General features: G+C 46.3%; 1 protein-coding gene. It reads left to right on the forward strand.

Annotated features, from left to right (window positions below):
* Positions 1 to 208: 208 nt before the first annotated feature.
* Positions 209 to 1126, forward strand: coding sequence for a fructosamine kinase family protein (locus QUA40_RS28805; RefSeq protein ID WP_333132138.1), 918 nt, complete (start codon positions 209 to 211; stop codon positions 1124 to 1126).
* Positions 1127 to 1204 lie beyond the last annotated feature (78 nt).

Genomic DNA, 1204 nt, shown 5'->3' on the forward strand with positions numbered 1-1204 from the left:
AAGTTATTAATACATTACTTGAAGTTTGACGATATTCCCATTCCTGGGGCATTCATACCTTGATTCAGCAACGCCAATCCGTGAGGGTGGCGTGAGTTATGACCGCCCGGAGCGAAAATTTGATCGACAAATCAACCTAAAACATTAACAGCAAAGTGTCGGCAGTCATATAAACTAAGGGCGATCGCCCTCAAAACGATTTGATGCTATGTGGGACAAAATTGCAGCGCATATCTCCCAAGTAACCGGAGACACATTTTCCATCTACAACCGCCGTTCAGTCAGCGGTGGCTGCATCAATCAAGGCTATGCTATCAACAGCAGTACCCGCACTTATTTCGCGAAAATCAATCAAGCTTCCCAAGTCGCGATGTTTGAAGCTGAGGCGCTGGGTTTGCAGCAAATGGCGGAAACCCAGACTATTCGCGTTCCTCAACCGATTTGCTGGGGAACTGAGGGCAATTCTGCTTATATTGTATTGGAATGGCTGGATTTGGGAGGTGGCGGGGGGGAGATAGCCTGGACCCAAATGGGGCGCAAACTGGCTCAAATGCACAAATACATCCCCCCGAATCCACCTTTGGCAATGGGGAGAGAAGAGCGTAATCATAGCTTGTGGATGAGAGGTTTTGGTTGGACTGTTAATAATACAATCGGCTCAACTCCTCAAATTAATAACTGGACGGCTGATTGGGCCGAATTTTGGGCAGAACATCGGATTAGTTATCAGTTAAAGTTGGCTAGTCGTCGGGGCGGAAATTTCAGTCGGGGGGAAAGTTTGCTAGCCGCTATTCCGAAGTTGCTGGAGGGTTACAAGCCTCAACCTTCGCTGGTTCACGGGGATTTGTGGGGAGGAAATGCGTCGGTAACTTCTGCGGGGGAACCGGTAATTTTTGACCCGGCGGCTTATTGGGGCGATCGCGAAGTCGATATTGCGATGACCGAACTGTTCGGCAGCCTTCCCCCAGCGTTTTATCGTGGCTATAATGATGTTTGGTTGCTGGATTCCGGCTATGAAAAGCGCAAAATCCTTTACAATTTATATCATGTTTTGAATCACTTTAATTTGTTTGGCGGAAGTTACGAGTTGCAGGCGAATCAAATGATTAATAGAATTTTGGGTTAAACTAAGCTGTTGCACATTTAAACTGTGATACAAGCATTGCCCTTATTTTTGATTTTGCGACCCCATTTAATTATTAAT

The sequence above is a fragment of the Microcoleus sp. Pol11C3 genome (assembly GCF_036701485.1).
In the GTDB taxonomy this organism is placed as follows: domain Bacteria; phylum Cyanobacteriota; class Cyanobacteriia; order Cyanobacteriales; family Microcoleaceae; genus Microcoleus.